7 protein-coding genes are annotated in these 9,750 nt (G+C 75.7%); 5 read left to right on the top strand and 2 right to left on the bottom strand.

Annotated elements, in window-relative coordinates:
- The 5 genes from GTQ99_RS14825 to GTQ99_RS14805 form a co-directional block, all read left to right on the top strand.
- A partial coding sequence (locus GTQ99_RS14825) for a glycosyltransferase family 4 protein (RefSeq protein ID WP_166616511.1) occupies nucleotides 1-838 on the top strand: 838 nt, incomplete at its 5' end.
- Nucleotides 831-2,426 (top strand): phospholipid carrier-dependent glycosyltransferase, encoded by a 1,596-nt coding sequence (locus tag GTQ99_RS14820; protein WP_166616510.1) that lies wholly within the window; start codon nucleotides 831-833, stop codon nucleotides 2,424-2,426. The genes GTQ99_RS14825 and GTQ99_RS14820, both read left to right, overlap by 8 nt.
- Entirely contained in the window at nucleotides 2,423-3,565 is a 1,143-nt protein-coding gene (locus GTQ99_RS14815; RefSeq protein ID WP_166616509.1) for a glycosyltransferase, read from the top strand. Before GTQ99_RS14820 ends, GTQ99_RS14815 begins: the two co-directional genes overlap by 4 nt.
- Entirely contained in the window at nucleotides 3,558-6,188 is a 2,631-nt protein-coding gene (locus GTQ99_RS14810) for an amino acid adenylation domain-containing protein (protein ID WP_166616508.1), read from the top strand. The genes GTQ99_RS14815 and GTQ99_RS14810 overlap by 8 nt, the downstream gene beginning before the upstream one ends.
- Nucleotides 6,189-6,346: 158 nt before the next feature.
- Nucleotides 6,347-7,705 (top strand): MATE family efflux transporter, encoded by a 1,359-nt coding sequence (locus tag GTQ99_RS14805; RefSeq protein WP_166616507.1) that lies wholly within the window; start codon nucleotides 6,347-6,349, stop codon nucleotides 7,703-7,705.
- Between the two features lie 33 nt (nucleotides 7,706-7,738).
- Here the strand turns inward: GTQ99_RS14805 and GTQ99_RS26985 are convergent, their stop codons facing one another.
- Together GTQ99_RS26985 and GTQ99_RS14795 are read right to left on the bottom strand one after the other, a co-directional pair.
- A complete protein-coding gene (locus GTQ99_RS26985; protein WP_166616506.1) occupies nucleotides 7,739-8,464 on the bottom strand; it encodes a 4'-phosphopantetheinyl transferase superfamily protein in 726 nt (241 codons plus the stop codon).
- A 101-nt stretch (nucleotides 8,465-8,565) separates the two neighbouring features.
- A partial coding sequence (locus GTQ99_RS14795; protein ID WP_166616505.1) for an RNA polymerase sigma factor occupies nucleotides 8,566-9,750 on the bottom strand: 1,185 nt, incomplete at its 5' end.

Below are 9,750 nucleotides of genomic sequence, written 5' to 3'. Positions count from 1 at the left end.
CCCCTCGGTGGTCTGCCTGGGCCGGTTGGTGCCGCACAAGCGCACCGAGCTCGTCGTGGAGGCCTTCCGCACCGTCCTAGAGCGCCACCCCGATGCCACCCTGACCGTCGTCGGACGCGGCCCGGAGGCCGCCCGGCTGCACGAGGCCGCCGCCGCGGCCGGTCTGGGTGGGGCCGTGTCCTTCCGCGACGATCTCGACGACGCCGCCCGCGACGAGACCCTGGCCTCGGCTTGGCTGACCGTGAACGCCTCCCAGGGCGAGGGCTGGGGCCTGTCCGTGGTCGAGGCCAACGCCCTCGGCGTCCCCGCGCTGGCCTTCCGCCGGCCCGGTCTGCGCGACTCCATCGTCCACGGGGAGACGGGCTGGCTCGTCGACGACGACGCCGACCTCGGCGACGCCGTCGCCGACGCCCTCGACGAGCTCGGCGACCTCGGCCGGGCTCGTCAGCTGGCGCAGCACGCCCGCCGCTGGGCGGACCGGTTCACGTGGGACGCCATGGCGCAGCGGGTGCTGGACGCGCTGTCCTCCGAGCAGCAGCGCCTCGTCCTCGGCGAGGACGACCGGCGCACGTCCTCCGACCTCAGCACCGTCGTCACCGTCCCCCTGCAGCTGCTGCCACCCACCTGGCGCACGGCGATCCGCGAGACGGACGTGTACGAGGTCTCGGGCGAGAGCGTCACCGTGCTGTGCCGCAGCGCCGATTCCCAGACCGTGCCCAAGCTGCTCGGGCGCCTGGGCTTGCCCGAGAGCGCCGAGCTGGGGGAAGGCTTCTCCACGTCCGTCGCCCGCACCTCCGACCTGCTGCGGCTCGCGCTGCCGAGGAGCGAGCGTGGCTGACCACGCCCCGCCGCGCCCGCTGGTGGGCCCGCGCGCGGCCTCCGCAACGCGGCCGCCGCGCGCGGGCCTGCCCCGCTGGGCCAGCGCTGCTGCGCTGCCCGTCGTGCTGGGCGCCCTGGCGCTGGCGCTGCGCCTGGTGCGCCACGACGTCGCCTACGGGGTGTTCATCGACGAGGTGACGTACGCGGACATCGCCCGCAGCGTGGCCGCCGGCGACGGCGTGCGCCTGCACGGCGAGCCGTTCACGCTCCACCCGCCCCTCGCCTTCCTGGTCACCGGCGCCGTGGTGCGCCTGGCAGGGTTGGCCGACCAGGCCGACCTGCTGCCCGTTGTGCTCGCGCTGCGGCCGGTGGCAGCCGTCTTCGGTGCGCTCGTCGTCGTGCTCACCACGCTCACGGTCCGCGCGGCGGGCGCACAGCGCGCCGCGCTGGTGGCCGGGTCGCTGCTTGCCCTGGACCCCTTCGGCCTGCAGTTCGACGGGCGCCTCATGCTGGAGTCGACGGCGCAGGCGTTCACCGTCCTCACCGTGCTCGCGTGCGTCCTGGCGGCTCGCGGCGCCCCGGGCGCCGGGCGGGGCTGGGTCGTCCTCGCCGCCGTCGCGGGATCGGCCACGTTCGCCACCAAGGAGACGTTCGGCCTGGTGGTGCTGGGCGCACTGGCGCTGCTGCTGCTGCTCGGCGTGGGCCTGCCCCGGCGACGCACCGGCGCCGTCCTCGCCGGCACGCTGGTGGGCTACGCCGCGGTCAACGCGCTCGTGGTGGCCACCGTCGGAGCGGGCACCTGGTGGGCCTCGCGCACCAGCGGGCTCGCGCGGCTGCTCGGCACCGAGCAGACCACCGGCTTCAACGCCCCCGACTCCCAGGTCAGCCTGTGGTCGCGGGTGGCGGCCAACGCGCTGCAGTACGGCGCCAGCTACTGCGTGCTGGGCCTGGGCGGCCTGACAGGGCTGGTCCTGCTGGCCCTGACCCGCCGGCGGGTGGCCGGCGGCGGACGACTGCTCGGCGCAGGCGCCCCGCGGGGCCGTGCGGTGCTGGCCGCCTGGGCAGTCGCCGCGTGCTGCTACCTGGCGTACGCGGTGGGCTTCGGCTCACTGGAGGAGCAGATGTTCTACATCCCCCTCGCCCCGTGCGCGGTACTGTGCGCGCTGCTGGTGGACGCGGCGCTGGCCTCGCCGCGGGGGCGGCAGCGCAGCGCGGCAGCCGTGCTGGTCGCGGCGACGCTGCTGCTGCAGGGCGGCCAGTACGTGCGCGTGCGCACCGAGCCCGACGACGCCTACCTGCACCTGCTGTCGTGGATCGGTCGGGAGGTTCCGGGGGGCAGCGTCCTGGCCATGACCGAGGAGACCGGCGAGTTCCTCGTCCGCGACCAGCGGGTCGGGCAGTGGGGCACCCTGGCCGAACTGCGCTCTCACCACGTCGACTACGTGGTCATCAGCACCGCCCTCGTGGCGCAGGGCTACGGCTTCGCCGAGCCCGGGTTCGTCGCCGCGCTGCACGGCGTGGGCGTCCGCAGCGCGGTCTTCACCGGCCGCACCGACACAGCGCTGGAGGTCTGGGACGTGCGCGCCTACACCGGGGGCTCGCGGTGAGCGCCCTGCTCCCGCGCGGGGGCTTTGCCACCGACGGGCGGCCCCGCGTCCTCCACCTCGGCTACGAGGACCCCCGCAAACCGGGTGCCGGCGGCGGGTCCGTCCGCACCGCCGAGGTGAACTCCCGCCTGGCCGCGGAGTTCGACGTCCTCGTGGTCTGCGCGCCATTCCCCGGGTGCGCGCCGTACGAGCAGGACGGGGTGCGCTACGTGCACGCCGGCGCCGGCGGGTCCTACAACGCGCAGGTGATGAGCTACTTCGCCGCGCAGCCGCTCGTCGTGGCCCGCACGCGCCCCGACCTGGTCGTCGAGGACTTCGGCGCGCCGCTGTCCACCTTCGGACTTCCCCGCCTCACGCGCCGGCCCGTCGTGGGGGTCGTGCAGTGGTTGTTCGCCGACGAGAAGGCGCAGCAGTACCGACTGCCCTTCGGTCACGTGCAGCGCCACGGCGTCGCCGCGCACCGCACCCTCGTGGCGGTCTCGGAGGACCTCGGGGACCGCCTGCGTGAGGCCAACCCCGCCGCCGCCGTACACGTCGTGCCCAACGGCCTGCCCCCGCAGGCGTTCGGCACCCCCCGCCCGCCCGCTGACAGGTCCGGAGGGTTGCGCTTCCTCGGGCGCGTCGAGGACGCGCAGAAGGGGATCGGGATGCTGCTGGAGGCCTACGCGCGCGTCGCCGGCTCCCTCCCGCAAGACCTCCTGATCGCCGGGGAGGGCCCCGACCGGGCGCGCATGGAACGCCTCGCCGAGCACCTCGGCCTCGCACACCGGGTGCGCTTCGTCGGGCACGTCCCGCTGGGCGACCGCTTCGCCTGGCTCGCCGCGGCCGACGCCGTCGTCATGCCCAGCCGCTACGAGACGTTCGGCATGGTCGCGGCCGAGGCGATGGCCGTCGGCACGCCCGTCGTCGCCTTCGACATCCCGTGCCTGCGCGGCCTCGTCAGCGACCGCACGGGCCGGCGGGTCCCCGCCTTCGACGTCGCCGCCCTGGCTGCGGCGATCGGCGAGCTGGCCGGCGACCCGGCGCTGCGGGCCCGCCTCGGCGCCGCCGGGCGCGCCGCCGTGCACCACCTCACGTGGGACAACGCGGCCCGCGCCCACGCGGACCTCTACCGGAAGGTGCTGAAGGAGCATGCCTGAGCTCGACGCGGGAGCGTTCACCCCCGCCCTGCACGACGCGCCGGCGGGCTCGGGCTCATTCCTCGACCTCGTCGAGGAGCGGGCCGCGGCCGCCCCGTACGCCGTCGCCGTCGTCGACGCCGGCGGTCCCGTGCGCTACGGCGACCTGCTGAGCGCCGCCCGTCGCGTGGCGGGGACGCTCGTCGCACGGGGCGTCGTCCCCGGCGACCTCGTCGGCGTCCAGGCCGGACGCGCCGCCGCCACCGTTTCGGTGCTGCTCGGCACGATGCTGGCGGGTGCGGCGTACGTCCCGCTGGACCCCTCGCACCCGCCGGCCCGACGGCTGCAGGCTCTGCGCCGGGCGGACTGCACCGTCGTCCTGGTCGACGCCTCCGCAAGCGCGGACGAGCGTGCCGCGCTGGCGCGCGAGGTCCAGCTGCTGGACACGGCCGAGGCCCTAGCTGGTCCCGCCCTGACGGGGCCGGGGCGGCAGCAACCGGACTCCCCGGCGTACGTGCTGTTCACCTCGGGATCCACCGGCGAGCCCAAGGGCGTGCAGGTCACCCACCGCAACCTCAACGCGCTGCTGGGGTGGGCAGTGGACAGGCTGCACCCGGCCGACGTCGAGCTGACGGGTGCGGGGACGGCGTTCACCTTCGACCCCTCCGTGCTCGAGCTGTACGCCACCCTCGTGCTGGGGGGCACCCTGCGGCTGATGAGCTCGGCCCTGGACCTGCTCGAGGTGGGCCCGGGCATCACCTTCCTGTTCAGCACGCCGTCCGTGCTGGGCGAGCTCGCCCGCGCCCGGCGGTTGCCGCGCACCCTGCGCGTCCTCATGGTCGGGGGCGAGGCGCTGGAACCGGCGGTGGCCGAGGCGATCCTCGCGGAGTGCCCCGCGGCGACGCTGCTGCACGTGTACGGGCCCACGGAGGCCACCGTGTGGGTCACGGTGCAGGAGCTGCGCCACGGCGACGGGCAGCGTCCCCACCTGGGTCGGGAGCTGCCCGGGACCCGGGTGTGGGTGCTGGCCGAGGACGGCTCGTCCGCGCCCGACGGTGATCCCGGTGAGCTGTGCATTAGCGGCCCGCAGGTCGCCGCGGGCTACGTCGGGCGCCCGGACCTGACGGCCCAGCGCTTCGTCGACTGGTGCGCCCCCACCGGCGAGGCGGTGCGGCTGTACCGCACCGGTGACCGCACGGTGCGCGACGGGTCGGGCCACCTGCACTTCCTCGGGCGCATGGACCGGCAGGTCAAGCTGCGCGGGCACCGCATCGAGCTGGACGAGGTGCAGCGGGCCCTGCTGCTGCACCCCGCGGTCACCGAGTCCGCCGTCGTCGTGGCCGGTGAGGGGGGCCTCGCGCACCTCGTGGCCTTCGTCGTGCTCGACGGGACGGGCCCCGCGGGGCGCGGGCCCGAGGACGCCGAGCTGCTCGCACCCCTGCGCGAGCAGCTGGCCCCCTACATGGTCCCTTCCGTGCTGCACCGCCTGGACGCCATGCCGCGCACCACCAGCGGCAAGGTCCACACCACCGCCCTCGCCGAGCGCGCCACTGTCCTCGCGGCCGGTGCCGGCGCGGGAACGGGAAGCGGGGAGCGGTCGGCGGGCGGCAGTGCGGCCGAGGAGCGCGTGGCGGCCGCGGTGGCCGACGTCCTGGGTCTGTCGCACCCCCCCGCCCCGGCCGACGACTTCCTGCTCGACCTGGGCGGCACGTCGCTGGCGCTGCTGCGGCTGCTGTCGCAGCTCGAGCGGGCGACCGGCACCCGCGTCGGCCTGGACGGCGTCATGGCCGACACCACGGTGGCCGGCATCGCCGCGCAGCTCGAGCGGCCGCGCACGCCCGAAACCGCGTGGCTGGACGGCGGCCCCGGGACCCCGCTGGTGCTGCTGCACCTGTACGTCGGCGGGATCCTCAAGTACCGCTCCCTGGCGGGACGCCTGCCGCACCGCCGCACGCTGCTCGTCGACCCGCAGGCCGGCACCGCCACCCGCCCGGGCGCGGAGGTGGACCTGGCCGACCTCGCGCGCCGGGCCGCGGAGGTGGTGCGCAGGGAGGTCCCCGAGGGCCCGTACGTGCTGGGCGGGCACTCCGCCGGCGGCCTGCTGGCCCTGGAGGTGGCCGCGGTGCTGCACGAGCAGGGCGAGCAGGTCGCCGAGGTCGTCCTCGTCGACTCCGCCGCGGTGCGCGGCCGCGCCGGCTACTACTGGGGGGAGCTCGTGCTGCACGTGCCGGAGTTCGTGGCGGCTTCCTGGCGCGATCGGGTGCAGAAGGCCTCTGTCATCCTCGCCAAGCGCGTCCCGGCGCTGCGCCGCGGCGCGGTCGCGGACGGCGTGGTGGCCGCCGTCTACGACCGCGAGGCCGCCAGCACCGCCGCCGTGCTGCGCACGCGCAGCCGCCCCTACGACGGGCGGGTGACCCTGCTGCGCACCACCCAGGGCCAGGTCATGGCGATGGGCCGCGACCTGCTGGGCTGGCGCGGGCTGCTGACCGGGCGGGTGCGGGTGCGCGACGTGCCCGGTCCGCACAACGGTGTGTTCGAGGTGCCCTACGTCGACGCGCTCGCGGCGGAGCTGGAGGACGCGGCGCGCGAGGCTGAGCGCACCCCGCCGGGCACCGGCGTGCCCTCGCCGCGAGCCCCGAGGTGAGGGCCGAGCGGTCGCCGGGGTCCGCGGCGGACGCCGGCGCGGACGGGCAGCGACCGCCGGGCGCGCCCGTGGTCCCCGTCCCGCGCCCGGCACCGGCTGCGGGCGGCGACGTGCCCGTGGCGACCGGGTCGCGGGCACCGACCGCCTCGGAGTCGTCGGTGCAGCGCCAGGCCGCGCTGGTCTCGCTGGTCACCGTGGTCATCAGCGCCGCCAACTACGGCTTCTCCCTGCTTGTCGTCCGCATGCTCGACGCCGCTGGCTACGTGGACTACGCCTCGGTGCAGAGCCTGCTGCTGGTCCTCGGCACCGGCTGCATGGCCGCCGTGCCGTGGGCTCTGGCGCGGCACGTGGCGCTGCACCGGCACGAGGGCGCCGGCGGCGAGGCGCTGGGGTTCGGACTGACCGCGGCCGCGGTGCAGGGCGCGCTGTTCGCCGTGCTCAGCCTGGTCGTGGTCGTCCCCGCGTCCGGGTGGGGCCTGGGGGGCTCCACGGCCCTGGCCGCGTTCGCGCTGTCGCTGGTCGCGGCACCGCTGGGCTACCTGCAGGGCAGGCAGCGCATCGGGACGATCGCGGCCCTGCGGCTGCTGGAGACCGTGGTGCGGCTGACCGCCTCCGTCGTGCTGCTGCTGGGCGTGGCGGCCAGCCCGGTCTCCCCCGTGGTCGGTTTCACCGCCGGCAGCACCGTGCTCGTGGTGGTCGGGCTGGCCCTGTGCAGGCGGGCATGGCCGTTGCGCCGCGCTCCTGGAGCGACGCTGCGGGCGCTGCTGCGCCAGAGCCTGCTCCTCGCCGTGGTGCAGATCGCCCTGGCCAGCGTCGGGGTCGTCGACACGGTCGTCATCACCCGTGCGGCGCTGGGCGATGCCGGTGCCAGCGCCTACCAGATCGCCGCGCTCCTGGGTCGGGTACCGGTCTTCCTCAGCTCCGCGGTGGCGCTGGCCTACTACCAGCGCATCGCCGGCGCGCCCGACGAGGCGAGCGCGCAGGCGCAGGCGTCCTCGGCGCTGCGGCAGCTGCTGCTGCTGGGACTGCCAGCGGCGATCGGCGTGGCGACGACACCGCACGCCGTGCTGGACCTGGTCGCACCCGGCCGGGGCGCGGAGGTGTCGGTGCTGCTGCGCGTGACCGCGGTCACGGGCCTGGCGGTGGGGTTGCTGACGATCCTCGCCACCGTCGAGCAGGCTCGCGAGCGGTTCCGGCGGGCGGCGCGGGTGCTGGTGCCCGTGGCCGCGGTCCAACCCCTCCTGCTCGTGGTGGCGGGCAGGGCGGGGGGCGTCGGGGCGTACGCGCTGACCGGCTGCGCGCTGGTGCTCGTCGCGCTCGTGCTGGCCGCGGTCCCGCTGCGCGGGCGGTGGATGCTGGCGTCGAGTAGGGGCGAGGCGGCCCTGGTCCTCGTGGGCGCCGCCCTCGCCGTCGCCTCGACGTGGCAGCCGTGGCTGTGGCTCGTCGCCGCGCTGCACTTCGGCGTGGTGGCCGCCAGGGGCGTGCTGCGGGCGCGCACCGGAGCGGTGCAGGGCTGAGGGGACCGCCCCGGTCCGGTGGACGCGGGACCTTCAGCGGTGCGCGGAGAGCAGCTGCGTGCCGTCCAGCAGGCGCAGCGACGGCTCCGGACCGGTGGTGAGGACCGCGACGGCGACCGCGACGGCGACCTCGACGCCCGGCTGCGGCGCCAGGTCGAACAGGTGGGCGCGCACCGGTGCGCGCAGGTCGGTCTCCAGGCTGGAGGGCCAGCCCCGCAGGGCGGGCGGTTCCCCGGCCACCACGACCTCGGCAGGCGCCACGGTGAGGCCGTGGCCGGTCGCCTTGAGCACCGCCTCTTTGCGCGTCCACCAGCGCGCGCGCAGCAGCGCGTGCGCGGCCTCCGGTGCGCGCAGCAGCTCGTCGCGCTCCTGCGCCGCCAGGACGGCCCCGTCGAACCCGTCGAAGTCGGCGGCACCGACCTCCTCGGCGTCCACGCCGACCGGTCCGCAGCGCGTGGCGGCGACGAGCACGTGGTCGGCGGAGTGCGAGGTGCTCAGGTGCACCGCGGCGCCGCCGGTGGGCGCCAGCAGCACGGGGCGCCCGTGGTCGCCGGGCCCGCACGTGCGGCACCGCCGGCCGAGGCGCACGTCGCGAGCGGGCGTCGCGGTCCACCGCGCGGCCACGACGCGCAGCAGGGCCCGTGCGGTCACGGCACGCTCCACGTCCTCGCTGCGACGATGGCGGTGCGCCCGCTCCAGCTCCAGGGGGTCCAGCAGCCCGGCTGCGCCGGCGCCCGGCACGGTGAGCGCCACCTCCACGACGGGTGCCCCTGGCGCGCCGGTGAATCCCGGACGCACGTCGGCCCCCGGTCCGCTCGAGGCGGACCAGGGGCCGACGTGCTCCGGCACGGGCCGGCGCCTCAGTCGAGGTAGTCGCGCAGCACCTGCGAGCGCGAGGGGTGGCGCAGCTTGGACATCGTCTTGGACTCGATCTGGCGGATCCGCTCGCGGGTGACCCCGTAGACCTTGCCGATCTCGTCGAGCGTCTTCGGCTGGCCGTCGGTCAGCCCGAAGCGCATCGAGACCACGCCGGCCTCGCGCTCGGAGAGGGTGTCCAGCACCGAGTGCAGCTGCTCCTGCAGCAGCGTGAAGCTCACCGCGTCCGCGGGCACGACGGCCTCGGAGTCCTCGATGAGGTCGCCGAACTCGCTGTCGCCGTCCTCGCCGAGCGGGGTGTGCAGCGAGATCGGCTCGCGGCCGTACTTCTGCACCTCGACGACCTTCTCCGGGGTCATGTCGAGCTCCTTGGCGAGCTCCTCCGGAGTGGGCTCGCGGCCCAGGTCCTGCAGCATCTGCCGCTGGACGCGGGCGAGCTTGTTGATGACCTCGACCATGTGCACCGGGATGCGGATGGTGCGGGCCTGGTCGGCCATGGCGCGGGTGATGGCCTGGCGGATCCACCACGTCGCGTAGGTCGAGAACTTGTAGCCCTTGGTGTAGTCGAACTTCTCGACCGCGCGGATCAGGCCCAGGTTGCCCTCCTGGATGAGGTCCAGGAAGAGCATGCCGCGGCCGGTGTAGCGCTTGGCCAGCGAGACCACCAGGCGGAGGTTGGCCTCCAGCAGGTGGTTCTTGGCCCGTCGGCCGTCCTCGCTGATCCACCACAGCTCGCGCTTGAGGATCGGGTCGACGTCCTCGCCGGAGTGCAGCTTCTCCTCGGCGAACAGGCCGGCCTCGATGCGCTTGGCGAGCTCGACCTCCTGCTCGGCGTTGAGGAGGGCGACCTTGCCGATCTGCTTGAGGTAGTCCTTGACCGGGTCGGCGGTGGCGCCGGCGGTGGCGACCTGCTGGGCCGGGGCGTCGTCGTCGTCGTCGGTCAGCACGAAGCCGCCGGTCGTCTTCTTCGCGCCGGGGGCGTCCGAGCTCTCCTCGGCCGCGTCGTCGCCGACGAGCAGGTCCTCGTCCTTGATCTCCTCGGCGAGGTCCTCGGTCAGCGGCTCCTCGGCGCCGTCCGCGCCCTTGCCGCCGGCCTTGGCGGCCGTCTTCGCCGCGGGCTTGGTGGCGGCGGCCTTGGCGGTCTTGGCGGCGGGCTTCGCGGTCTTGGC

This window comes from Kineococcus vitellinus (assembly GCF_009906315.1).
GTDB classification, from domain to species: Bacteria; Actinomycetota; Actinomycetes; order Actinomycetales; family Kineococcaceae; genus Kineococcus; species Kineococcus vitellinus.
Note: the sequence above shows the minus strand (reverse complement) of the source record. Positions and strands in the feature narration are given on the sequence as shown.

What these genes read in the sequence shown, in the direction of transcription:
- GTQ99_RS14810 (WP_166616508.1), top strand. Translation starts at nt 3,558, where the DNA reads ATGCCTGAGCTCGACGCGGGAGCGTTCACCCCCGCCCTGCACGACGCG.